The organism is uncultured Devosia sp., assembly GCF_913055165.1.
Classification (GTDB): domain Bacteria; phylum Pseudomonadota; class Alphaproteobacteria; order Rhizobiales; family Devosiaceae; genus Devosia.
Genome location: NZ_CAJXJS010000053.1, coordinates 1 through 24136 on the forward strand (window position 1 = coordinate 1; position 24136 = coordinate 24136).

General features: G+C 63.0%; 23 protein-coding genes and 1 tRNA gene. 8 read left to right on the forward strand and 16 right to left on the reverse strand.

What is annotated here, in order from left to right; genetic code table 11:
• A partial coding sequence (locus QZ564_RS14900) for a hypothetical protein (RefSeq protein WP_297111609.1) occupies window positions 1-458 on the reverse strand: 458 nt, incomplete at its 3' end.
• 15 nt (window positions 459-473) lie between these two features.
• Complete coding sequence (locus QZ564_RS14905) at window positions 474-1082, reverse strand: helix-turn-helix domain-containing protein (protein WP_363312269.1); 609 nt, start codon at window positions 1080-1082, stop codon at window positions 474-476.
• A 147-nt stretch (window positions 1083-1229) separates the two neighbouring features.
• Here QZ564_RS14905 and QZ564_RS14910 point away from each other — a divergent pair.
• Window positions 1230-1306, forward strand: a tRNA-Arg gene (locus tag QZ564_RS14910).
• Window positions 1307-1776: 470 nt separating this feature from the next.
• On the opposite strand, the gene QZ564_RS14915 is transcribed toward QZ564_RS14910, so the two are convergent.
• From QZ564_RS14915 to QZ564_RS14935, 5 genes are all read right to left on the reverse strand, one after another.
• Window positions 1777-2151 carry a DUF1850 domain-containing protein gene (locus QZ564_RS14915; protein ID WP_297111613.1) on the reverse strand — a complete coding sequence of 125 codons (375 nt, stop codon included), beginning with the start codon at window positions 2149-2151 and terminating at the stop codon, window positions 1777-1779.
• Complete coding sequence (locus QZ564_RS14920) at window positions 2148-4268, reverse strand: TRAP transporter permease (RefSeq protein ID WP_297111616.1); 2121 nt, start codon at window positions 4266-4268, stop codon at window positions 2148-2150. Before QZ564_RS14920 ends, QZ564_RS14915 begins: the two co-directional genes overlap by 4 nt.
• Before the next feature lie 66 nt (window positions 4269-4334).
• The gene (locus QZ564_RS14925) at window positions 4335-5288 is read right to left on the reverse strand and encodes a TAXI family TRAP transporter solute-binding subunit (RefSeq protein ID WP_297111618.1); all 954 of its coding nucleotides are present in this window, start codon (window positions 5286-5288) and stop codon (window positions 4335-4337) included.
• Between the two features lie 141 nt (window positions 5289-5429).
• Window positions 5430-6764 (reverse strand): sigma-54 dependent transcriptional regulator, encoded by a 1335-nt coding sequence (locus tag QZ564_RS14930; protein ID WP_297111621.1) that lies wholly within the window; start codon window positions 6762-6764, stop codon window positions 5430-5432.
• Window positions 6761-8563 carry an ATP-binding protein gene (locus tag QZ564_RS14935; protein WP_297111624.1) on the reverse strand — a complete coding sequence of 601 codons (1803 nt, stop codon included), beginning with the start codon at window positions 8561-8563 and terminating at the stop codon, window positions 6761-6763. The genes QZ564_RS14930 and QZ564_RS14935 overlap by 4 nt, the downstream gene beginning before the upstream one ends.
• Window positions 8564-9265: 702 nt before the next feature.
• Between QZ564_RS14935 and QZ564_RS14940 the strand changes: the two genes are divergently transcribed.
• From QZ564_RS14940 to QZ564_RS14955, 4 genes are all read left to right on the forward strand, one after another.
• On the forward strand, window positions 9266-10000 hold the full coding sequence (locus tag QZ564_RS14940; RefSeq protein WP_297111677.1) for an ABC transporter ATP-binding protein: 735 nt from the start codon (window positions 9266-9268) through the stop codon (window positions 9998-10000).
• 50 nt (window positions 10001-10050) lie between these two features.
• Window positions 10051-10974, forward strand: a complete 924-nt coding sequence (locus tag QZ564_RS14945; protein WP_297111628.1) for an ABC transporter substrate-binding protein — start codon at window positions 10051-10053, stop codon at window positions 10972-10974.
• 74 nt (window positions 10975-11048) lie between these two features.
• Window positions 11049-11792, forward strand: a complete 744-nt coding sequence (locus QZ564_RS14950; protein WP_297111631.1) for an ABC transporter permease — start codon at window positions 11049-11051, stop codon at window positions 11790-11792.
• Window positions 11792-12556 (forward strand): ABC transporter permease, encoded by a 765-nt coding sequence (locus tag QZ564_RS14955; protein ID WP_297111634.1) that lies wholly within the window; start codon window positions 11792-11794, stop codon window positions 12554-12556. The genes QZ564_RS14950 and QZ564_RS14955 overlap by 1 nt, the downstream gene beginning before the upstream one ends.
• A gap of 2 nt (window positions 12557-12558) precedes the next feature.
• Here QZ564_RS14955 and QZ564_RS14960 read toward each other — a convergent pair whose 3' ends face one another.
• A complete protein-coding gene (locus QZ564_RS14960) occupies window positions 12559-13545 on the reverse strand; it encodes a 3-keto-5-aminohexanoate cleavage protein (RefSeq protein ID WP_297111637.1) in 987 nt (328 codons plus the stop codon).
• On the opposite strand from QZ564_RS14960, the gene QZ564_RS14965 reads away from it, so the two are divergent.
• Window positions 13533-14498: a helix-turn-helix domain-containing protein gene (locus QZ564_RS14965; RefSeq protein ID WP_297111641.1), complete on the forward strand. Its 966-nt coding sequence runs from the start codon at window positions 13533-13535 to the stop codon at window positions 14496-14498. The two genes, QZ564_RS14960 and QZ564_RS14965, sit on opposite strands and share 13 nt — an antisense overlap.
• A gap of 11 nt (window positions 14499-14509) precedes the next feature.
• On the opposite strand, the gene QZ564_RS14970 is transcribed toward QZ564_RS14965, so the two are convergent.
• From QZ564_RS14970 to QZ564_RS15000, 7 genes are all read right to left on the reverse strand, one after another.
• Window positions 14510-15283, reverse strand: a complete 774-nt coding sequence (locus tag QZ564_RS14970; RefSeq protein WP_297111644.1) for an alpha/beta fold hydrolase — start codon at window positions 15281-15283, stop codon at window positions 14510-14512.
• 7 nt (window positions 15284-15290) lie between these two features.
• The gene (locus QZ564_RS14975) at window positions 15291-16430 is read right to left on the reverse strand and encodes an FAD-dependent monooxygenase (RefSeq protein ID WP_297111647.1); all 1140 of its coding nucleotides are present in this window, start codon (window positions 16428-16430) and stop codon (window positions 15291-15293) included.
• A 4-nt stretch (window positions 16431-16434) separates the two neighbouring features.
• Window positions 16435-17256, reverse strand: coding sequence for a 2,3-dihydroxyphenylpropionate 1,2-dioxygenase (locus tag QZ564_RS14980; RefSeq protein ID WP_297111650.1), 822 nt, complete (start codon window positions 17254-17256; stop codon window positions 16435-16437).
• Window positions 17249-17557 (reverse strand): subunit of meta cleavage enzyme, encoded by a 309-nt coding sequence (locus QZ564_RS14985; protein ID WP_297111653.1) that lies wholly within the window; start codon window positions 17555-17557, stop codon window positions 17249-17251. Before QZ564_RS14985 ends, QZ564_RS14980 begins: the two co-directional genes overlap by 8 nt.
• 24 nt (window positions 17558-17581) lie before the next feature.
• Window positions 17582-18709, reverse strand: a complete 1128-nt coding sequence (locus QZ564_RS14990) for an alpha/beta fold hydrolase (protein WP_297111656.1) — start codon at window positions 18707-18709, stop codon at window positions 17582-17584.
• Between the two features lie 297 nt (window positions 18710-19006).
• Window positions 19007-19393, reverse strand: a complete 387-nt coding sequence (locus tag QZ564_RS14995; RefSeq protein ID WP_297111659.1) for a VOC family protein — start codon at window positions 19391-19393, stop codon at window positions 19007-19009.
• Between the two features lie 77 nt (window positions 19394-19470).
• Window positions 19471-20463 carry an EamA family transporter gene (locus QZ564_RS15000; RefSeq protein WP_297111662.1) on the reverse strand — a complete coding sequence of 331 codons (993 nt, stop codon included), beginning with the start codon at window positions 20461-20463 and terminating at the stop codon, window positions 19471-19473.
• 81 nt (window positions 20464-20544) lie between these two features.
• Between QZ564_RS15000 and QZ564_RS15005 the strand changes: the two genes are divergently transcribed.
• Complete coding sequence (locus QZ564_RS15005; protein ID WP_297111665.1) at window positions 20545-21036, forward strand: MarR family transcriptional regulator; 492 nt, start codon at window positions 20545-20547, stop codon at window positions 21034-21036.
• Window positions 21037-21175: 139 nt separating this feature from the next.
• Complete coding sequence (locus tag QZ564_RS15010; RefSeq protein WP_297111668.1) at window positions 21176-22834, forward strand: FAD/NAD(P)-binding domain-containing protein; 1659 nt, start codon at window positions 21176-21178, stop codon at window positions 22832-22834.
• A gap of 180 nt (window positions 22835-23014) precedes the next feature.
• Here QZ564_RS15010 and QZ564_RS15015 read toward each other — a convergent pair.
• Window positions 23015-24136 (reverse strand): adenylate/guanylate cyclase domain-containing protein (locus QZ564_RS15015; protein WP_297111670.1); only part of this gene is annotated, 1122 nt, incomplete at its 5' end.

A 24136-nucleotide genomic window follows, 5' to 3' on the forward strand; every position in this document is an offset into this window, starting at 1 on the left:
CATTCCGCATCCGCCCGCGCGAGCATCCCCTCGCCTCGCGCCCGCGCCAGCGTCTCCAGCATGGTTTCGCCCGCGATCCTCTTCAGCCCCGACAGCACCAGGAACTGCGAGGCGAACTCGCAATCCATCAGCCCGCCGCGCGCCAGCTTCGCGTCGAATACGCTCTTCGCCGGCTTTTCGCGCTCGATGCGGGCACGCATCGACGCAACGTCCTCGGCGAACTTGTCGCGCTCGCGCGGCATGGTAACCACGGCATCGAGCACCGCGTCGATGCGCGCCATCAGCGCCGCCCGGTCGAGCCCGCGCACCAGGATCGCCCCGCCACCATCGGGTTTGAGGCTCCCCCACAGTGCAAACACCCCATCGGCCAGCCCCTGTTCAAGCCAGGCTTTGTGCCCGGCCAGAAAGTCTCCGGCCCGCGCCCGCGCCGCGGCCGGTTTCAGCAACACCACGAACATCCTCTTGCCCTCCTGTCAGGCCCTGGCAGCAGTGCCGCGGGCAATTTCCCGGTCGATCCAGTCTTCCATTGCCGCCATTTCCGCCGCCACATAATCGGGGTCGCGATAGGCGGTGGCGAGCACGGCCACGCCCTGGCTGCGCATCAGCAGGTGCAGCGCCAGCGCCTCGGCCTTGGCGCAGCCCAGGGCCGCGAACTGCTCGGCGAGGAAATCGCGGAACAGGTCGAACAGCCCGACCGCCGCCTCGCGCGCCGCATGCATCAGCTTGCTCAATTCGGTGGCCAGCGAGCCCACCGGGCAGCCATAGCGCATGATCTTGTCCCCATTGGCCGCCAGGATATTGACGAAGGCCGAGAGCCGCGCGCGCGGGCTGTCGATCTCGCGCCGCCAGCTTTCGAGCAGGGCCGTGGTGCTCGCCATCCGCCGCGCGATCACCGCCGCCAGGATCTCGTCCTTGCTTTTGAAGTGGTAATAGAAATTGCCGCGGGCGATGTTCACCGCCGCCGCGATCTCGGCAAAGGAGGTGTGCTCGAACCCGCCCTGGTAGAAGAGCCGGTCCGCCACCGCGATGATCTCGGCTTTCGTCTCGGCGCCGCGCATCAGCTGCTTTCCGCGTTCAGACATCGTTCATTTGGCCAGTCCTGGCCCGGGTCCAGGAGAATTAGGACGAGTGACCTAATCCGTCAAGGCCCGCATTTGCCCGGTTGCGCAGACGCGGGGCTTCGACTAGTTTGCGCCCGTTCCACCGGGCCCCGCGCCCGATTCCGGCCTGCACCCGTAGCTCAGCTGGATAGAGCGCTGCCCTCCGAAGGCAGAGGTCACAGGTTCGAATCCTGTCGGGTGCGCCAATATTTCTCCTGCTCTCAAGCGGTGAAAACGCAGTGGGTTGGCTGCAATGGACCTTAGACCAATCAGTCTTTGCTTCCCCAAGCGGAAGACATCGCACCACTCATCTGGCGTTGCAGCCGCGGGGGGCATGACGCGATAGACGTCAAAGGCGGCTCGGCTACCCCGTTCCACCGCCGCTGATATCCACCTCGCGGTTTTTCAAAGACAAGCCACAATATTGTCGTCTGCAAAAGTTGCTGCCGCAAGACGACGGAGAAAGCATCCCCGGTGAGACCGCTATTGTCAGCACTGGGATCGGCCGGCGTTGCGGCAGATCAAGCTGTTCCACTTCGATGCCGAATGTTTCGGTAACGGTGCCACCCCGACCATCGGACGCCGTTGCGACGATCGCAAAGGACGGCTTCGCTGGCCGCGGGCGTTCCCGCAAAGCGGTCAACCGAGCCGGTCCTGGGATCCAGCCGAGGTGCACCTACTCCGTCTCGCATCTCTCCGAAGCCCAGATATGTATGGGCTCAGCTGACTCACCCCCAAGATCGAGGCAGGCAGCCGGCGTGCAGAGAGTCCAGGGTGAAACGGTCGCGCCGGACGCCGCGAGAATAATCGTCTCGACCGGCGCAAGCTGAGGCGAATAGACCCATCGTCCATCCCGCAGGACGGCGTTGTCTGGAAGGCCGATCCCGGCACCCGAGCCTTCCACGCTCGCTTCAACGACCCTGAGTGCGCCCCCCTCCGCGATCCAGCTTTCCGACCAGATGGTTTTTTCAACCGAATGGGTCCAGTTGAGCGAAAAAGCGGTCGCCGCAAGCGCGATAAGCTTCCCGCTTGCGGCGATGCAGAGGCTCATTGGGCTTGCCCCGCAACACTCTGGCGCGCCTTGCGCATCCGCCAGACCTGGTAGCCCACAAGAGCCAGTCCCATGGCGAAGCCGATTTCGTCCGTCAGGGGCAGCGCCAGGATCAGCGTGATGCCAGCCGCGAGGAAGGCGGCGCGTTCCACCACACTGGCTCTGACAAAGAGGAAGCCAATCAGGCCCACGCCGGTCAGCCCGATACCCACACAGGCCTTGAAGATCACATAGGCGACCTCCACCGGATAGCCATAAGCCTCGGCCATCCAGCCGCCCTCCTGCAGCATCAGGGATGGCGTAAACACGGCCATGAACGGGATCACGAACCCGGCCGCGGCCAGTTTTATGGCGTTGAGCGAGATCTTGAGACCGCTGGACTTGGCGATGGGCGCCGCCGCAAAGCAGGCCAGGGCAACCGGCGGGGTAAGGTCGGCCATGATACCGAAATAGAAGACGAACATATGGCTGACCAGAAGTGGCACGCCCAGGTCAAGCAAGGCTGGGCCGGCCAGCGAAGAGGTGATGATATAATTGGGGATGGTGGGAATGCCCATGCCGAGCACGAGGCACGTCAGCATGGTCAGGACGAGCGAGAGGAAGAGATTGCTTTCCCCGATGCTAATGATGGCGCTGATGAAGGTCGAGGCAATGCCGGTCAGCGTCAGAGTGCCGATCACCACGCCCACCACCGCGCAGGCGACACCGACGGGCAGGGCGTTGCGCGCACCCTGAGCCAGTGCATCGCGGCAGATGGCCAGGGTTTCTCGGCCGCCCTTGAAGGCGGTACAGGCCAGGATCAGGCCAAGGATTACCGCAAACAGCAGGTTGACCCCGACCCAGGCGAAGGAAGCGGCGGCCAGGCCCAGGGCGACCCAGAAGACAATCCGGAAGGCCATTGGCCCGATACGGGCGGCGAGCGGCGTGCCCAGGATCAGCACCACCACCAGGGCCAGCCCCATCGTTCCGGCAAAGACGGGTGTGTAGCCAGCCAGGAGCAGATAGATCAACGCTGCCAGAGGCAGGATCAATGGCCATTGTTCCTTGACCGCGCGCCAGGGATTGGGCAGCTGCTCCCTGGACATGCCCTTGAGGCCAAGTCGCCCCGCTTCCAGGCGCACCATCCAGAAACAGACTGCAAAATAGAGCAGGGCCGGTATGATCGCGGCCTGCACGATGGCGGCATAGGGCACATTGAGCGTTTCGGCCATGATGAAGGCCACTGCGCCCATGACCGGCGGCATGATCTGCCCGCCCATCGAGGCCGTGGCCTCGACCCCGCCGGCAAAGGCAGAGCGGTAGCCGAAGCGCTTCATCAGCGGGATGGTGAATTGCCCGGACGCCACGACATTGGCGACACCAGAACCCGATATTGTGCCCATCAACGCCGAAGACAGAACCGCTACCTGCGCCGGGCCACCCCGCGTTCCACCGACCAGCCCGAGGGCGAAGTCATTGAACAGCTTGAGCATGCCGGCCCGTTCGAGGAAGGCGGCAAAGACCACGAAAATGAAGATATAGGCCGCCGACACATAGATCGGCGTGCCGTAAATGCCTTCGGTACCAAAACCGAAATGCTCCACGATCAGTTCGAAATCGTAGCCGCGATGGATCAGCGGCGCGGGCAGATGTTGCCCGAAGAAGCAGTAGGCGAGGAAGATGCCGGCAATGAGCGCGAGCGGCCAACCCAGGATGCGGCGCGCCGCTTCAAAGACCAGCACGACGGCGGTGGTGCCGACGACCAGATCCATGGTGGTGAGGAAGCCGGTACGGCGGATCAGGTCCGCATAGAATATCCAATTATAGATGCCCGTCAGGAAGCCGGCCACGCCCAGCGCCCAGAACAGGGCCTTGGCCGGTGCTGTTTTGGCCACCAGATTTGCCACCAGACCGAAGGTCAGAAGCAGCAGAAAACCCACATGCATGGCCCGCACGACCTGGCTGGGCAGCGCGCCATAAGCCGCCGTCCAGAGGGTGAAGAGGGCAAAGGCAATGGCGGTACCGAAGGCGATCTTGCCAGTGATTCCCGGGCCGAAGCCCGGCGGCAGGCCTTCGGCAATCTCTTCCTCGGATTGATGGGCAAGGGCATCGGCCCGAATGTCACCGGGTTGGGTCATAGGTCTCTTTCCTCCCAGAAGAGCAATGTGCGGACCCGCCGATGGAGGCGGCGGGTCCGATAGGCATTATTGAATGATGCCCTGTTCGCGGTAATAGCGTTCCGCGCCCGGATGCAGCGGAATGGGCAGGCCCTTGATCGCGGCGTTGATGTCGATGCTTTCAGCGGCGCTGTGTGCGGCCCGCATGCGGTCGAGATTTTCAAACAGCAGCTTGGTCATCTGATAGGCGGTCTCCTCGCTCACGCCCTCGTGGGACACAAGGATATTGCCGATGGCAGCGGTTGGTACGTCCTCGTCCTGCCCGTTATAGGTGCCGGCCGGGATGATGGCAGGAACATAGGGTTCGCCGATCTGCACGACCGTCTCGGCTGGAATAGCCACGATGTTGATCTCATGGGTGGCCGTCAGATCCTGGATGAAGGCCACGCCCAGACCCGCGGACTGCAAGGTGGAGTCGAGCTGGCGGTTCTTGATCAGTTCGGCAGATTCGGCATAGGGCAGGTATTCCACCCGGCCAAGATCCTCATAGCTCAGTCCGGCGGCTCCGAAAATGGCGCGAGCATTGAGCTCAGTGCCGGAAGCGGGCGCGCCCACCGACATGGATTTACCCGGCAGGTCTTCCAGCGTTTCGATTCCGGAGGCGGCGTCGGCTACGATCTGCACATAGTTTGGATAGATGGCCGCGATGGCCCGGAGGCCCTCCAGGCGCTGCGGAAAGCCAGCTTCTTCGCTGCCGGCCCAGGCCAGCGCAACCGAGTCGCCGAGGGCAAAGGCGATTTCGCCGCGTCCCTGGGCGAGAAGGTTGAGGTTTTCGACCGAGGCCTTGGTTGACTGCACCTGGGTCCGCGACCCTTCGATCCCGTCGCCGTAGATTTCACTGAGCGCAACGCCCAGCGGATAATAGACGCCCGACGTGCCGCCGGTCAGGACATTGATGAATTCCTGGCCATGGACGGCCGGCGTGGCCAGGGCGGTGCAAAGCAGGGCTGCCGCGCCCAGGCGCGTCATCATTTTGGTCATCGATTTCCTCCCAATAGGTTTGGCGGGCACCGGTCATTGCGGTGTCCCGTCCACCTAGGAGCAATCCCCGTGCCAAGCTGGCGGCATTGAAATCATTGACCTTTTCGATCGCGCCCGGGCGAAACTTCGCCAGCGAGCCTGTCAGCCTGGCGAAGTTTCGCCAAGCTCGGGCTCGGGCCGCAAGCCATATTTGGCGATCTTCTCGTTGAGCGTACGGCGCGGCACGCCCAGGCGCTCTGCCGCCTCGGCGGTGGCACCCCCACTGGCTTGAAGCGCCCCGCTAATGACCCTGGCTTCATAGGCGGCCACCAGCTCGGGTAGGCTGCCTGAAGCTGCGGGCGTCAGGGCCGGGGATTCGAGCCCGATCACCATGCGCTCGGCATAGGATTTGAGCTCGCGCACATTGCCCGGCCAGCGCTGGTGCGACAGGTTCAGGCTGAACTCCAGGGGCAGTTCCTTGAAGGGGAGGCTGTGCCGCTCGGCGGCGCGGCGCGCAAAGACATTGTAGAGCAGCGGAATGTCCTCGGGCCGGTCGCGCAGTGGAGGCAGCGGGAGATCGATGGTGGCCAGGCGGAAGTAGAGATCGGGCCGGAACCGTCCGGCCTCGCTTTCGACCCTGAGATCGACCTTGGTCGCGGCGATGAAGCGGACATCGACCGGTATTTGCTGGTTGGAGCCGATCGGTTCGACCACCCGCTCCTGGATGATGCGCAGCACCTTGGCCTGCAGGGCCAATGGCATGGATTCGATCTCGTCAAGAAACACCGTTCCACCTGAGGCATAGGCAACCCGACCCTGTCGCGCCCCCTGCGCCCCCGTAAACGCGCCCCGCTCATGCCCGAACAATTCGCTTTCGAAGATCGTTTCGGGAATGGCCGCACAATTGATGGCCACAAACGGTGCGGCGCGGCGGTGGCCAAAATCGTGGAGGGCTCGGGCAACGACTTCCTTGCCAGTGCCGGTTTCGCCGGTGATCAGCACATCCACGTCGATATCGGCGAGGCGCTGCACCGAGCGGCGGACGGCAGCCATGACCGGCGATATGCCGATCAGCCTTGCATCGAGATCGTCCGCCCCGCGTTGCAGCCGTTCTATTTCACGCTTCAGCCGTCGCCGCTCGACGCCATTGTCGAGAATGGAGACCAGTTGGTCGGCATCATATGGCTTTTCGAGAAAGTGATAGGCGCCGGCCTGAATGGCCTCCACGGCCAGGGGCACATCTGCGTGGCCCGTCAGCAGGATAACCGGCAGTTCGGGCTCGCGCTGGCGGATTTCGCGCAGCAAGTCGAGGCCGGAAAGGCCGGGCATGCGCATATCCGAGACCACGCAATCGCAGGCCGTACCATCGATGCTCTCGAGCGCTTCTCTGGGATCGCTGAAAGTCTGGACCGCAAAGCTGCTGGCATCGAGCCAGTCGGCTGCGGCAGCGCACAGATCGGGTTCATCGTCGACGAAGACAATCCGGCCGCGGGTCATTTGGCAGGCTCAAGTTTGGCCGGCCGGGGCGCCAGCGGGAGAGAAACCGTCGCGCATGTCCCGCCGCCCGGCGCCGATGAAAAGGCCAGTGTGCCCTTGTAATCCTCCAGGATCGCCCGGGATATGGAAAGACCCAGGCCCAGCCCTTCGCCGGTTGCTTTGGTTGTGAAGAAGGGCTCGGTGATCTGGTCGGCGATGTCGTGCGGGATGCCCGGTCCTGCGTCGCAGAATTCCACCAGCGCCATATCGCCGGACTGTCTCAACCTGACAGAGACCTGGGAATTGCCCATGCTGGCTGTCGCATCGATTGCGTTGATCAGAAGATTGATGAAGACCTGCTCGATGCGCACGGCATTCACGGCGGCCGCTATCGCGGTGTCCGAGCTTTCCAAAATTGGCGTGACGCCACGCTCCCTGGCCCGGGGGGCGACGATGTCGAGTGCCTCCATGATGGATTGACCCAAGGCGATGGGTTCGCTGGGCAGACTCTTTGCGCGCGATGAAAATGTCCGCAAATTCTTGATGGTACGCTGCATTCTCTTGAGCAGGTCCCGGCCGGCCTGGATAGAGGCAGTGGACTTTTCCGTGTTCTGGTTACGCGCGTGCAGGCTCGCCGCTGCGAGAGTATTGTCCAGCGCCGAGAGCGGCTGGCTGACTTCATGCACGATGGCCGCTGACATGCGTCCCAGGGCCGCCAGCTTGGCGGCATGGATCAGGCTGTCCTGGGTCAGGCGCAACTCGCCTTCCGCGCGCTTGCGCTCTTCCACCTCGCGCGCCAGCGCACCGGTGCGTTCGGCGACGCGACGCTCCAATACGGTGTTCTGCTCGAGCTTCCAACGCGTCAACTGCCGCCGCTGATAGCCATAAAGACCCAGCAACAGGCAGACGAGGGTGAGCAGGCCCACCACGCCCGCCACCAACTGGGCCTGATCGCGAACCGGCGCAGCGGGCAGGGCACTGAACAGCCGCCATCCCTTGGGCGCGATGAGAGCTGTGTTCATCGCCAGGCGCGGCAACCCGTCCTGACTTACGAATGTGAGGCCTGAGCTCTCCAGTGCGTCGACCAGCGGCGCCCGGGAAAATACATCGTTGCCGTCATAGCGGCGCTCCGCCTGGATTTCCGCCTTGTCGGTTTCTGAGAGGGCATAAAGCGGGCGATAGCGCCAATTGGGCACACCGGTCAAAAAGACGATGCCCGCGCTGTCAGCCACGCCGGTCATTTCTCCCGCCTCCGCCCAGACGCGCTCGAGCGGAGACATGTCGACCTTGACGACAGCCACGCCCAGCGGCCCGTCTGGCCCATCAATGCGGCTGGAAAGGAAATAGCCCGGCACGCCGGTGGTCACGCCCACAGCATAGTAAGCACCCCGACCCAACGCGAGCGCATCGGAAAAATAGGGCCTGAAACTGTAATTATGGCCCACAAAGGAGCTGGGGAGGTCCCAGTTGGAGGCCGCCAGGGTCAATCCGTCCCGGTCAATCAGGTAGACGGCGTCTGCCTGGGCATGCCCGGCGACATTGGCCAGATAAGCATTGACCAGTTCCACGCGCTCATCCGAAGGCCGGGACAACAGGGCGAGCACGCGATTATCCTCGCCCAAGACCTGGGGCAGATAGGCGAAACGTTCGATCTCGCTTTCGACAGCGCGCTGCGACAGGGTCAGCCGATCGCGCAACTGCCCTGAAAGCCGATCCATGCCGGCCTCATAGGCCAGAACATAGGCGACGGCGGCCAATCCGCCGACCAGCACAACGGCCGCGATGCCAAAATACCATCTCGATCTGCGACGCCCAGCCACACGCCCTCCCTTGCAGGTGCATATTTGCGTCCTGCCTGGCCAGACTACCGCTAAATCCTGAACCGCGTCATTACTCCATAAGTGGACGAGAACGCGTCAGGCATCGAATGCAAGCGGCACCCAATGGAAAAGTGGTCGTTGACCGCACGACCCTTATGCTGGAGCAAGCCGAAGAGCTTGCGAAATCACGGTGCCAGCGAGATTGGTCACCACATCAAGCGGCGCGATGCTGCTGCAGTTTTGGCAAGACCCGTCAGTCCGCGGCCAAGGCTGCCGAGCGACCGAAATAAGGCGTTTTGCGGTCTCGGGAGACAATCAACGCCTCCTACCCAAAACCGACCACGATGGCCCGCCAGGGCTCCACAAGGCAGGCGCAACGAGGGCGCAACCCAACGCTTCGGACCGTGAGGCTGCGCGAAGGGGCCAGCGATTGTGCGCAAACAAGCAAGACCGCCTGGGGCGTGGCCACTAGCCTCATTCCCAAGAGGTGCTGATCCAGTTCGGGTGCTATCTTGCGGTCAGATCGTCCGTGGCACATCGGATAGAGGTGAGACACCCGTGGGTGCCACTCGAGGCGGCACTACTGGGATGGAGGGAGTCAGCTTGGCATCGGGTGGCAGCATTGCCCATATCAGCGATACCCACCGGATACGCTCGGACCAATCCATTCGCCCGGTTGCTGTCCAGGTCCGGGGCGCTGCCATGGCATTTGGCGAGGGCGCGAAGCGGCATGTTGTCTTCGAGGACATCTCTTTCGAGGTTGGAACCGGCGAAATCTTCTGCATCGTTGGCGCCTCGGGTTGCGGCAAGACAACCCTGTTGCGCCAGATTGCCGGGCTGCAGCGTCCGACGTCGGGAAGCATCCTCTTCGAAGGATCGCCAGTCCTGCGCCCCGCAAGAGAGCGAGCGATGGTTTTCCAGGATTATGGAAGAGCGTTGCTGCCCTGGCGAACCGTTCGCGCCAATATTCAACTGGGCATGGCCACCAAGACCATGAACCGTTCGGAGATCGACGAAAGGGTTGATCAACTCCTGACCGTGACCGGATTGGCCGCTGCGGCCCACAGGTATCCGTCTGAACTGTCCGGCGGCATGCAGCAGCGGGTGCAGATCGCGCGCTGCATGGCTCAGAAACCCCGATTGTTGTTGATGGACGAACCATTTGGCGCGCTAGACGCAATGACGCGCCAATCCTTGCAGGATGAACTCATGAGCCTGGCAGCTCGCGAGAGCATCACCGTGATCTTCATAACCCATGATCTTGAGGAGGCGATCTATCTGGGTGACCGCGTACTGGCCCTGGGGTCAAACCCAGGGCGCATTCTGACCACGCTGGACATAGGCCTCGAGCGCCCACGTCATCAACTCGGCACGCGGGAAGCTGCAGAGTTTCTGGAAAAGCGCCATCTGCTTCACGGACTGATCGTCGGCCACTGACTGCTAGCATGCCACCGGGGGCAAGCCCGGACACTACAGGGGGAGGAACAATGAAACCTGGATATACGACTGTCGCGGCCATTGCCGCTCTGATCGGGACAATGCCGAGTGCACTCGCGCAGGAGCCGCTCAATATCGGATTCCCGCCTTCGATCGACATGCTGCCGGCGATCGTGGCGCATGAAAGCGGATGTCTGGCCGAGGCCGGCTATGCCTCGAGCCTTACCGTCATCCCGATCGCCACTAATGTGCCACCGGCACTGCTGTCGGGATCGCTGCAGATCGGGATGAGTACGCCAACCATCCTGCTGCCAGCGGTCGAGAACGGCGTGGACCTTGTGGCAGTGGCTGGCGCCACGATCATGCAGGCGGGCAATGAAGGCATAAGCCTGGTGACCCGGCCCGATCTCAAGATCACCGGACCCGAGCAGTTGAAAGGACTAAAAGTCGGCGTGCCTGGCATCATGTCAGTGGCCGATCTGGTGTTTCGCAAGTGGTTGACGCAAACCGGTGTCGATCCCAATGAGGTCACGTTCATCGAGGTTCCCTTGCCCCGTATGGCGGAAATGATGAAGTCTTCGACCGTGGACGCGGTCGTTGCAATCCAGCCCGTACTGGGTGGACTGGTTGCCGGTGGTATTGCCGAGCGCAATGCCGGGGAGTTCTTCTCGTACGCCGCAGATGGCGCAATCATGGCGTTCTGGAGTGCCTCCGGTGCGTGGGCCAAAGACCACCCCGAAGCCGTGGCTGCGTTCCGGACATGCCTGGAGGAGAGCATTCCCTGGATCATCGAAAATCGCGATGCGGCCAACGAAATGGGTGCCAAGCATTTGCCTTTCACCACCAATTTCACACCGGACTGGCGGACGGAGATTCTCCCCGGCGATTTCGACTACTACGTCTCGATTTCGCGCGAGTTCGACCTCGTCCGCTCCGATATCGACACAGGCGAATTGGTGTTCGCCGCAGAGTAGTTGAAGATTGGCCGCTGGACCGGACAGTCTTCGTCGGCTTCGGTCCAGCCCACCGCACAGGGATGGCGGCAAGCATGAACTCTCATCTCATATCCGCGATCGTCCCAGTGTCTCTGCTCTCAGGCTGGGAGCTCGGCTCTGCTGTAGGCGCCATTGATGAAACGACATTCTCACGTCCCTCGGCGATATTGCGTGCCGGCGCCATTGCTGCCGCTGACGGGAGCCTAGTGACCGCCACCTACCAGACTTTAGAGGCCGCCAGCCTGGGTCTCTTCGCCGGAACCCTTATCGGTGTAACGCTGGGAATATTCCTTGGCCTGCAGCGGCTGGTAGAATTGGCTAGCCGGCCCACGCTGGAAATGCTGCGTGCAATCCCGGCTATCGCTTTCACCCCACTTGCCCTGCTCATTTTCGGCTTTGGCCTAACTATGGAGAGCACGATCGTGGCCTATGCCACCTGCTGGCCGGTGATGATCGCCACACTCGCCGCCACCCGGCGGATCGAGCCGCGCCTGCTTGAAGTCGCGGCCACCCTGGAAATGACCGCTATCGAGCGCCTGTGGACCATCATCATCCCCGCCGTCTTCGGCCGTGTCGTCGTTGGGCTAAGGATTGCCATCGGCTTTGCTCTGGTAGTCGCTGTGACCGTTGAGATTCTCGTCAACCCGCGAGGACTTGGCTACGCGCTCATCCTGGCCCAGCAGACCTTCAGGACGGACCTGATGTATGCGCTCATTGTCTGGCTGGCCGTGCTGGGGATGATTGCCGGCGCCCTTTCGAGCCAGCTCGATCGGCTATCTGTCCCAAGGAGCAGCTGATGCGCGCGCTCGACATTATCTGGCGCATGGCAGCAATGGTGCTGTTTTCACTCGCCTTCCTTGCCGCCTGGGAATTGTTGGTGCGTTTCGGTCCGAGCCGATCCAGCTTCTTCATCGGACCGATCGACGCCTTCGCGGTCATCGGTCGACGGTTTGCCGACGGTTCGCTTTTCGGCAGTATCGGAGCCACCATTGCCCGCATGCTGGGCGGTTGGCTGCTGGCCTCAGTCATCGGCATCCTTCTGGGCGCGGCGATCGGCAACTCCCGCCTCGTCGACCGGTTGCTCATGCCCACTCTGGAGGCGCTGCGCCCGCTGCCCGCCTCGGCGGTCATTCCGGTTGCAATTCTGGTCTTTGGTCTCAACGAGTCCATGTCGGTGGCAGTCATTGCCTTCGGCTCGATGTGGCCAGTGCTGCTCAACACAGTCCACGGTTTCCGCAACGTGCCGGCGGGGCTCCGGGAAGTTGCCGCGGTGCTTGAAATGGGGCGGTGGCGCGCTTTCTGGACCGTTTCGCTGCCCTCAGCCTTTGTCGACATCTTTCCGGGCCTGCGCACCGGGCTGGCATTGGCGCTGATCCTGACCGTCGTCACCGAGATGCAGGCGTCGCTGCAGGGCGTAGGCTACGATATCTTCATGGCGCAAAGGTCCTACCGCAGCGCCGATCTCTATGCTGCCTTGCTGGTCATCGGCGCGATCGGCTTTACCATCAACCAGGTTCTCCTGATCGGCGAGCGCCGTTTGTTTCCATGGCTGGCTCGCTAAGGTCAGGCCAATACCGCGCCGAGCTGCCTCATGCCGAGAAGCTTGGCGCAGCTCTGGACGCCGGCCAGTGGCCGGGCATGACGCGCGGCGATCTCCGTCACCAGTGAGACCCGTTCGGCATTGTCGCGCGCCAGGTTTCCGGCTGCATCGACAATGGCGTTCTCGAAACCGACCCGGGCGTGTCCGCCAAGTGCGATGCTGCGTTCCAGGCACGCCAGTTCACTCCTGCCGAACGCGCAGGTCATCCAAACACAGGTCCGGACCAGTCCCGTTTGAGTGAGCGCGGTATGAAGTTGATCAAATTCAGCAATCGAGGATTCCTGGCTGCCCGAGTACCGCCCGACGACCAGGATCAGCACCGGGCGCGGCGGTATCCCGAACCCCGGGGTCTCCCAGAGGCGGGCGAGCAGCCGCACCTCCTCGGGCGTATAGAGAATAAACTGAATGGCCGTTCCCATTTGTGCTGCGCGGTGCAGGAAGGCGGACGCGCAAACTTCGCCATTACGGAGCATCTCGGTGAGGGAGAACGATATCGCGGCTGGCCGCAGATCGTTGACCAGGGCAATCTGCTGGGTGAGATCGAACTGGCCGGCGGCTTCGGTGGTGACCTGGGTCACAATGGTGGAGCCACACCGCGCCTGGATGGCGTCAATTGCAGTGCGATAGGCGTCGGGAGAAAGGCTGTGCCGTCCCGCCTGGTCGCGCACATGCAGATGAATGGCGCTTGCCCCTGCGGCCTGACATGCATGGGCCTCGTCAGCCAGTTCGTCTGGTGTGACAGGCAATTTCGGATGGTCCTGCTTGCCCCGACGCGAACCATTGGGCGCCACCATGATGATAAGGTCCTGCATGAGTTTTGCTCCTGGGTCGGTGAGTGCGTTCGCGTCTCTCCAGGCGGCCGATTGCCCTTGCAATCTTTCTGTGAGAACCTGCCGCGAGGTGAGGAAAAATGCATCCTGAAGAGATGAAACCGTCGGTGCTTCGCGCATCTGGCGCTCGTTTCCAGCGCCAGATGAATGGCCTGCTGAATACGCGTTTTGAGCTCGCCTCGGTGGGTGCCAGGCCCTATGAGGGCGAGATTTTGCGTAGCTATGCGGCGGACCGCGTGCAGTTGGCCGACATCCGGTTCAGCCCCCACTCCACGCGGTTGCGCAGTGGCCGCCCCGCCGCGGGGTCGGGAAACACGTTTCTGGTGTCCTACCAGATGGAAGGCGAGGCCATCGTTCGACAGAATGGTCGGGAAGCCCATATCGGCGCCAACAACCTGTTCTTCATCGACACGTCCCAGCCATTCGAGATTGAAACCGGCGACATCTGGACGCGCTCGATCTACCTTGATTCTCAGTTCTGGCAGGATGTGTTTCCCGAGCGCGGCTACTATACGGCGACGGCGCTCGATTGCGACCGCGGGATCGGTCTGACCTGCCGCAGCCTGATCCACAGCATCTTCGAGCAGGCGTGGAACCATCCTCCCGAGACGGTGACCAGACTTGCCGCCAGCCTGGCGAACCTTCTGGCCGTGTCGATGGTGACTACTCTTCCCATCGCCCCGTCCTTCGACCTGCCCGTCGAACGAAACCTCGAAAGAATCAAGGCCGCCGTGCGCCGTAATCTGGCCGACAGCGATCTCGACTGTTCCTTCGTTGCCCGCGAAGTGGGCATGTCGGTCCGTCAGGTCCATGCCATTTTCAAGCACAGCGGCACCAGCCTCAACCGCTGGATCTGGCGTGAACGGCTTGACCGCATCGCCAGCGAATTGCGCAATCCCGTGCTGCGGCACAAGCCTGTGTCGGGCATTGCCTTCGATTGGGGGTTCAAGGAGGCTGCTCATTTCAGCCGGCAATTCCGCGCCCATTTTGGTGTTACCCCGAGCCATTATCGCGAAGCCTCGCTGCAGCAGGTTGGGTCTTCGGTTGCCCCGAGGGCCCTGCAGGCCGGTTAGGCAAGTACGCTTCAAAGTGCCAGCATGTCCCGAAGGATACCGATCACCTGGTCTGCTTGATGCAGAGTGGGGATGTGCGCAGCTCCCCTGACTATGCGCAGGCGGGCGTCAGGAATGGATGACGCAAGCATCTCTGACGCGGCCAACGGTGTTGCGGTATCAAACTCCCCCACGGCAACGACGACCGGGATTGCCAATGCCGCGCTCCCCATCCGGCAGTCGGCGACCGCCAGGGCGTCGCATCCGGCGGCATACCCCTCGTCCTGGGTTTGCGCCAGCATGCGGGCCAGTCCCGCCGTTTCGGGGGTGGCCATGTCCTCCGGCGTAACCCAGCGTGACAGAACGCTCTTTGCAATGCTGTCGAGACCTTCGTTGCGGATCTTGTCCGCACGTGCACGCCACATTGGCGGGTCCAGCGACGCGATCGAGCTGTCAAATATGGCCATGCCCCCGACGCGGCCGGCACATCGCGCCGCGACCGCCTGTGCCACCATCCCGCCGATCGACAGGCCGGCAAGCCGGAATCTGTCGATTCCGAGAGCATCGAGCATTCCAACAATGTCGCTGGCAAGCAGATCGATGGTGACCGGTACGGTCGAGGGCGGTGTCAGCCCATGACCCCGCAAGTCCGGACAGATCACCAGATGATCAGCCGATAGATCCGCGATCTGCGGTCCCCAGATCAGCCCAGAGCTGCCCAGCGAGTGCAGCAATACGATTGCCGGGCGAGATCGGTCGCCGGCGACAAGGACATGATGGCTTTGGCCGTTGTTTCGGACGAACATCGGTCGCTCAATAGGGCTTGTTCAACTGCTGCAAAGCGGCTTCGACGACCCGGATCTGCTCGATCGGCGGACTGCCTGACTTTTCGAGCTTGCCCAGGGTCAGGGATTTCTCCACCACCAGCGCGCACCGGTCGTACCGGCGCCTCATGAAGGCTTCGAGTGCATCATCGAGAGTAGCGGCTTGGGCCACGCATTCCCCCAGGACGACCCCGTCTTCCATCGCCATGCCCGCGCCCGAGGCAAGTTGGGGCGTGGTGGCATGGGCAGCATCGCCGATCAATATCACACCGTTCTTGTACCAGGGCTGCGGACAGAAGACGGTTTCCAATGGTCGGACCACAATACTGGACTGGGGCGACAACGCCTCCCGGAGTTCGCCGACAACGCCGCCATAGCTGGACATGAGCTGGGCAAGCCGGATGTGCAGATCGGCATCGCGGATGCGGGCGAATGCAGCCAGCGGTTCGAGCAGGAACATGTACATCCGGTCGCGCGCCACCGGGTTCATGCCCACCTTCATCGGCCCTCCCAGATAATATGTGCGCCGCGTGATGTCGGGATGACGCTCGGTCATCAGCCGCCAGCAGACCTGCCCGACGTAATGCGGCGCTGGCAGGTCCGGGAAAAGGTGCTGTCGCGTTTGAGAAAATATGCCGTCGGCTCCGACGATCAGGTCATAGCGGCCTTCACTCCCATCGCTGAAGCGCACGCGCCGGGGAGCGTCTCCGCCCAGTTCGCTCACTGACAGCCCGAGCGACACCTCGATGCCGGCCTCGTCAATCTCTTTGGCCAGCAGCCGGTGGAGCACCGGACGCATAATGCCCCCCGCGCCTGGAATGCTGCCAGCGCCGTCGTGGGTGGTTTCTATCTCCGCGATGACCGAACCATCGGAGCGGCAGGCCAGCAGGCCGTCGGCGGCATAACCTTCCTCCAGCACCGCCGGAAGGATGCCCAACCGGTCCATCACGCGCAGCGTGGGTCCGGTGATGGTGATCCCTGCACCATAGACCTTCCAGTCGGGGTCGATATCGATCAGTCGAACATCGACACCCGCCCGGCGCAGGGAAAGCGCCGCGGACATGCCGGCTATGCCACCGCCGATGATCAGTGCGGTTCTGACCGCGGGACGTTTCAAGACATCGACCATGACATCAGACCTCGAACCGCCCGATGCCAATCCCCGTGTACCAGTCGTTGACGGCCCTGTAGTAGGTGCGATGATATTTGGCACCGTTGGCGGCGCCCATCGCCGCCATCCACATGCGGATCTCCTCGCAACCATTGCCCGCCGTGTGCACGAAGTCTGTGGCGTAGCGGATCGTCGCGTCGATATCGTCGCCTTCCATCAGACTGAGGAAGGTCTGGTCGAATTCCTCGTTCACCATGCCCATCCGGGGTGTGGCGATGTCATGGCTGATGCCACCGGTTGCCAGGATCGCCACCCGTTCGACGCCGGCATAGTCGGCAATGGCCTTGCCGAGATATCGGCCCAGGTCGTAGCTGCGCCGCATGGTCGGCATGGGCGGTTGCACGCAATTGATCAGGATCGGCACGATGGGCAGATCGGGGTCGATCCCGGCCAGCTCGAGCGGCGTGAGGGACCCGTGGTCGAGCACCATCTCCATTGAGAACGCCGGGTCGAAGTCGCTTTGGAGGGCGTTCTGCAGCAGATAGGCACCAAACGCCTGGTCTCCGGCAAAGGTGCGACGCTTGGCGTGCAACCAGTGCTCGATGGGGCTCTCATAGCTTTCCGCGCAACCGAAGCAGAAGGCCGGGAAATTATCGAGGAAGAAATTGTGCAGGTGATCGTTGGAGAGGACGATCAGCGCATCGGGTTTGCCTGCCATGAAATCGTCGCCCATGGCCCTGTAAGCGGCAAAGATTTCCTCACGCAGCGCCGCTGGTATCCGGTCGGGGAAGTTCAGCATGACCGGGGTATGCGATGCGGTATAGATGCCGGTAATTTCAGCCATTATTGTAGCCCTCATGGTTCAACAGGCTGCGCAGCGCAGCCAGCGACACGTCCTCGGGGATTTTCACGCCAATGCAGTGGGCGCGCAGCAGATAGGGATTGACGCCGCTCAGATACATCTGGGCGACATCATTGCCCTTGATGCAGTCGGCCAGATCCTGGGGCAGCGCAAAGCGAGCCAGATAGGCGTCGGCATCGTCGTTATAGGCCTCGAGATGGTCGGGCTTGTGGTGCAGTTCGTAGAGCACCTTGTTCATCATATAGGCGCGGGTGCTTGGCATCATTTCCTGCCAATTGGCCATGATCGTCTCCTCCGAAAGCTTGGCTCAGGCCAGGTGGCGCGAAAGCCAGTCGATGATTGTGGGCACGGTGTCAGGACCGAACGCCATGTGGCCGCGATCGGGAAACAGGCGGATTGACTTGGGATTGCCGTGTTCGGTCAGCAGTTCGATGTCTCGCACCGGGCATTGCGTGTCGAGCTTGCCGTTGATGAGCAGGAGCGGCGCGCAGGGTTGGTCCAGAAGGCCTTGGTCGAGCAGGGAGAGCGCCTTGAAGCCCTCGATATAGGCCGCATCACTGTCGGCGCCGAGCATGCGCGAGCGCGTCTCGACCAGTTCCATCAGGTAGCTGTCCGGGTAGCGCGACTTCTCGATCCAGTCCGGCTGGAACATGAAGTGTACGCCGCCACCCCAGTTGACCGCCGCTCGGAACCGTTCTGGGTAGAGGTGAGCCAGCTTGGTGGCCCAATGTCCGCCGAAGGACCGACCGACGATGGCGATCCGGTTCGCGTCAAAACGGCCGCAAGATTCAATCCAATCGAGTACCGGCAGGAATTGCCGTTCACCATCCGGTCCGGCCTTGATCGGCGACTGCCCGGTTCCGACATTGTCGAGGGCAATGGTGGCCAGACCACGCGCCGCCATCCCTTCGGTGAGGATCGTCATTTCCTCCTTCCAGGCGTCCACTCCACCCCACAGCATGATGACAGGTGGCCGCTCGACCCCTTGGGGCATGCGGACGTAGAAGGGGATTGCCCGGCCCTCACCGGTACGCCCTTCAAATTCCACCGACATGCACTCGATCTTCGGTGTCGAGAGTCGGCCAAAAGCTGCATAGGCAGCCAATGCCTTCTCGTAAGACCGCTGCTTTTCAGGGTGATTGGGACATGGGAAGCGGCCAAGAAAGTAAAAACCGTAGGCCTGATACCAGGCCTCCCGGGCTCTCTCCCTTTCGCCGCACGACTCGGCCTCCTGCGCAAGGACCGCATATTCGTCGCCCCGAGCCATCCAGGCAGTGGCCCAGCTTTGGCCATCCAGACCTGCAAGACCAGCGATGACCTCGCGCGTAGCACCGACATCGGTCAGGCCCATCGGATGCACCCGCGCTTTCAGCTTGGCCAGCATCCAGGCTTTGGCTTCGTCGAGGCTTCGCGGTCCGGGCAGTTCATTTGACATAGCTCTACTCCCAGGCGAGAGAGAGCCACTTTTGGACTTGGGCCGTCTTGTCCAGTCAGGCGGTATTGCTTGCCCGGTCACGCAGCGCCAACGGGGGCTCAGCGGCTGGGCTCAATCCTGTCTCAGCATGTTGGCCGTTCTGCACAGTTGTCGCGAACCTGCGTATCCACTTCAGCCGCAACTGCTCAGGCAGCGGACCGGCCACTTCTGGCATGAGGGAAAGGCTCCCCAAATGACCGGAAAGGAGCGCGTGGCAGAATGTCCGCCATGTGGTATCCGCCAGCATACCGTCACGCGCTACGGAAGATCAAAGTACGGGTCATTCGCATTTTTGAATTCGCAGGGATTACCGTCCGGGTCCGCAAAGATAGCTATTGTGCCCCACTCGAACCGCAGAACCTCGACATCGATCCCAAGCTCCGCAATGCGATCGGCCGCACGATCGACATCGGGAACATCAAGTCGCAGTACGACGGGATTGGCTTCGGTGCCCTTTCGCTGGCCCGACCCCATACCGCCCCGCTCCACCATCAGATAGCTGTCGACGCCGAAATGGAAGCAGAACAGATCCGGCTTCTGGTACCACAATTTCAACGAGAGCACGTCTTGATAGAATTTGACGCACTCGGAGAAATTCTCTGTCTTGAGGATGATTCCAAACCGAGCGGCAGTTGTTTCTTCCAATTTTTCCTCCTGGGGACATCTTCGCAGCCGGTACGGTCAAGTTGTTGAGGGGCAAAGGCCAATTGCGACCGGCCTGACTATCTAGTGGTCGGTGTTGGGCCAATGATATCTGAGCGCGACAGGCCAAGATCATTCAGCCGGTGGTCCGAAAGAGCGTCGAGGTCAATGCTCGTAGTGCGCTTTCGGCGGTGGTTAGTGTCCGCCTCCTTGACCCGGCCCGGCGACAAACGATTGGTGATTTGCCCCGCCCAGACCGAAGCCAGAACGATGCTTCCGCCCAGGATTTGAAGAGCAGTCAGGGATTGTTGCAGCCACAGCCACCCAAGGGCAACAGCAACGAGCGGGCTGACCATGCCCAGCATGGAGACGGCCGCTGGTTCCAGTCGGGCCAGCCCGCGAAACCACAGGCCATAGGATGCGGCCGCGCCGATCAGGCCGAGCCATGCAAGGGCCATCCAATTGGAGGCGGACAAGGATGGCAGTGCCGGTTCGACAAGCATGGCCAAAGGCAGAAGGACCAGGCCGCCGGCCGTCAACTGCCAGGCCGTGAAGGTCAGCGGCGAGACCGGCGGCTGCCAGCGCCGGGCGAGCACCGTGCCGAACGCCATCGCCACAGCGCCGGTGAGCCCCGCCGCGATGCCGACCGGATCGAGCGCGGCCTCCGGCGTCAGGATCAGCAGCGCGACGCCGGCAATCCCGGCGCTGGCCGCGACCACCGCCAGAAACCGCACCGGCGATCCGAGCAGGGCGCGCGCGACGAACAGCACGATCAGCGGCTGGATTGCGCCGACAGTTGCGGCCACCCCGCCTGGCAGCCGGTAGGCGGCGACGAACAGCATCCACCAGAAGATCGAGAAGTTGAGTGCGCCGAGCACGAACACCCTGGCCCACCAGTGCCCGTGCGGCAGCTGCCGCACGATCGCCAGCAGGATCAGCCCGGCGGGAAGCGCCCGCAGCATCGCCACCGTCAGCGGATATCCGTCGGGCAGCAGCTCCGTCGTCACCAGATAGGTGCTGCCCCAGATCGCCGGCGCCAGCGCCGTCAGCAGCAGGTCGAAATTGCGGGTCATCGTCGCGGTCTCCAAAATATCTCGACGTCAAGATAGTTCGAGAAATCTTGACGTCAAGATAAAACCCCGGGACACTGCGGCATGGATCGCATCGACGCCATAACAGAGCAGTGGAACCGCGAGCGTCCCGATCTCGACGTCGCGCCGATGGGCCTGCTCGGCCGGCTCAAGCGGCTCGGCCAGCATCTGGCGCGGGAGACCGAGAAGACTTTCGCCGACTACGGCCTGAACGGCGCGACCTTCGACGTGCTGGCGACGCTGCGCCGCTCCGGCCCGCCCTACAGCCTGTCGCCCGGCGATCTCCTCGACACGATGATGATCACGTCGGGCACGATGACCAACCGCATCGACCAGCTCGAAAAGGCCGGTCTCGTCCGCCGCGCCGCCAATCCCGAGGATCGCCGCAGCGTGACGATCTCGCTGACCGGCAAGGGCCTGGCCCTGATCGACGAGGCCGTCACCGCCCATGTCGCCAACCAGGCGCGGATCACCTCGGTCCTGTCGCCGGAGGACAGGGCGGCCCTGAATGCCCTGTTGCGCAAGTACCTGGTGGCGTTCGAGGGAAGCGACTAGGCGCCGGCCTGGTTTCGCCGCGGGCAAATGCCGTTTCGAGCGGCCGGAAGGTTTTTATGGCTGCGTCAGGCCGGGCGCTTGCCGAGGGGAAACGGAACCGCCACAAAGGCGGCAGGCAGGTCGGCAAGAGGACAGTGGCGTGGGGCCAGGATCAATTCGGATCGCAATCGTCGGTTTCGGCCCGCGCGGCCTCGGGGCGCTCGAGGCCCTGGTTCGCCAGGTCGGAGCGGAGTCGGCCGGTGTCGCGGTGGATCTGTTCGATCCCGTCGGCTGGCCGGCGGCAGGCCCGAATTTCAGCCCCGACGAAAGCCCGGTCTGCCTGCTCAACCTGCCGGTGCGAACGATCGATCTGCCGCCGCCGACGGGGGGCGGACCGGACGACATGTCCGAATGGCTCGGGCCGGAAGACGCCGAGGCCTTCGTGCCCCGCGCCCGGCTCGGGGCCTATTTGAACGCGCGGTTCCGGGACCTGCAGTCGCGGTTGCCGGAAGGGATGACCGTGACCCTGCATCACCGGCAGATCACGGGCGCCGAACGCGCGGGCCGGCAGTGGCGCCTCACCGACGGGTCCCCGGATGACGGTCCCTACGATCACGGTCCCTACGATCACGTCCTGCTGTCGCTCGGCCAGCCCGAGACCGGCGACGATAAACAGACGGCCCGCTGGCGCGAACATGCCGGCCGTCACGCGCTGGCGTTCATGGACGCCTATCCGGCCACCGCGCTGGTCCGCGCGGCCGAAACCTGGGCCGGACGCACGGTAGGCATACGCGGCCTGGGCCTGTCGGCGCTCGACGTCGTGAACATCCTGACGCTCGGCCTGGGCGGCGGCTTCGAGGACGGGCGTTATGTGCCGTCCGGGCGCGAGCCTCAGCGGATCGTTCCATTCTCGCTGGACGGGCATGCGCCGTCTCCCAAGCCGGCGGATGCGGCGGTGGATGCCCGCTTCGAGCCGCTGGAGGAAGAGACCGGCTCCCTGCAGGCCGCCTTGCGCGCGGCCCTGGATGGACCGCCCGGGACGGCGCTGAAAACGGTGTGCGACGCGATTGTCATGCCTGCGCGCCGCATCCTTGAGGAAACAGGCGGGGACGCCGACGCCGCGGCGGTCGGGCGCTGGCTGGCGGCGGAACGGGAATCGCCCGGCAGCCAGGAGACGCGCGGCACGGTCGATGCCCTGCGCGCGGGGATCGCCGAGGCGGAGGGGCGCGTGCCGCCTTCCGTCGGCTACGTGATCGGCCAGCTATGGCGCAAATGGCAGCCGCTGCTGCGCGAGGTCTATGACGGCATGGACAAGCCCGCCGCAACGGCGCAGGCGATGACCGGCTTCGACGAGGGGCTCAAGCGGTATTCCTACGGCGCGCCGGTCGGCACGTTGCGGCATCTGCTGGCGCTGATCGAGGCGGGCATCGTCGACCCGCGCGCCGCCGACGACCCCGACATCGCCCTCACCCCCGATGGCTGGCAACTGGAAGCCGACGACCGGGCGGTGACCGCGAATGTGATGGTCGACAGCGTCCTGCCGCCGGCAGCACTTGAACCGGTGACCGATTCGCTCGTTACTGGGCTCGCCAAAGCGTCCTGTGTTGTGCCGATGGCCGACGGCCTGGGCGCCCGATGCAGCGTGGATGGCGCGGCGCTCGGCGCCGATGGCGCCTCGGTGCCGGGCCTGTGGCTGGCCGGCCGGCTGACCAACGGCAGCACCATCGCCGGCGATTCCATTCACGATTGCTTCGGCATCATCCCGGACCGCTGGGCGAAGGCCGTGGTCGCCGGATTCGGACTTGATAAAGCGACGTGACCGATGTCGGGCCGGGCACGATGACCGGCCGCATCGGCCCGTTCGACTATGGAGCGATCGCTCGGGACAAGGTTTGCAAAAGATCGCAATTCCCTAACGATCGCCGGTCCGGGCATACAGGGTCAGACGGTCACGACGCCGGAGGGTCAGAAATCAGACCCAGGCAGCCCTTCGTCGTATTCATGATTGTTCGTTCTTGACCTCGATGGCGTCCGTGCTTTCCTTTTCTCCGATCAGAAACCACGAATGCATCATGCCCTTGCCCTTGAGGTCGACCTCGCCGGCGTCCTCGAAGACGAAGTCGTCCTCGAGCCGCACCCGTACGGCATCCGAGACATGTATTCGGTTGGGTGCGCCGGTAGTCTCGTAGCGGCTTGCGATATTCACGACGTCGCCCCAAAGGTCGTAAGAGAACTTTTGCGTGCCGACAACGCCGGCGACGACTGGGCCGGTATGCATCCCGATTCTCATGCGCAAGGGATACGGGAAATTGCTGGCGTACTCATTGAAGCGGTCGAGAACAGCAAGCGCAAACTTCGCAACCTGCTGGCAATGTGTCGGACTTCTGATCGGAACGCCACCGACAACCATATAGCAATCGCCGATCGTCTTGATCTTTTCCAGGTTGTGTTCCACGACGAGTTCATCGAACCGACCGAACACGTCGTTCAGCATGATGACGGTATCTCGAGGGCCAAGGTCGGCGGCAAGCTTGGTGAAGCCTACGATGTCGGCAAACAGCACGGTCACCTCGGGATAGGTTTCCGCGATCATTGCCTCGCCTTTTTGCAGCCGCTCGGCGATGACCGCGGGCAGAATATTGTGCAGCAGCTTTTCCGAGTGGTTGCGCTCCTCGGCGAGGGCGCTGGCTTGTTCCTGAGCTTCAGCCGCTTTCTGCTCGGCGATCCGTACCGATTCTGCAATTCGGGCCGCCATCTGGTCGATGGCCTGACCCAACACACCCATCTCGTCGTCCCCGGAAATTTTCGTCCGGGCATTCAGATCCCCGGCACCGATCTTCTCCACCGCTTCCATAAGGACGGCGCTCGGTTGCACGAACCGCTTTCGGAGGACCCAGACCATTGCGGCAATCAAGGCGAGCAGCAGACTGCTCGTTCCGATAATGACAAGAAGGATCTGGCTGGCGTAGCGGTTTAGGCTCGTGAGTTCGGTTGCGGTCCGGCTGTCGACCATGGCGAGGAATTCGCCGATGGGCAGCATGATCGTCGCCTTTACGGCGTGATAGCGGTCATCGTGCAGGAGGCGAATTGCCAAGGCCTGATCCGACGGGCCTTCGCGGGC